Below are 279 nucleotides of genomic sequence, written 5' to 3' on the forward strand. Positions count from 1 at the left end.
GCAGAAGCATATCGATATTGGTAACAGAGTCTGTAGCGATCGCTGTTCTCAGGTCCTGAATAATCCGCTGTACAGAGCTTGGATAAAACTGTGTCGGGTGAGCCGTAAACACAACTTTTACCGTGAAATCTTTAAGTTTCTCACGAACTTTTTCAAGCTTGTGATCCAGAAGTGAACGTTCAAAAAGATTAGTTACCGTACCACTGTCGCTTTCGGAATGAAGGCTCGGAAATGCAGCATCTTCAATACTGTCGAACAGTACGACCTGTCTTTCTATAT

1 pseudogene is annotated in these 279 nt (G+C 42.7%); it reads right to left on the reverse strand.

Going from position 1 to position 279, the window contains the following annotated elements:
* Positions 1-279: pseudogene (locus tag SCA31_RS23045) on the reverse strand (phosphoenolpyruvate carboxylase); the annotation flags it as partial.

Origin of the sequence: Chryseobacterium sp. SIMBA_028, from assembly GCF_046535285.1 — a bacterium.
In the GTDB taxonomy this organism is placed as follows: domain Bacteria; phylum Bacteroidota; class Bacteroidia; order Flavobacteriales; family Weeksellaceae; genus Chryseobacterium.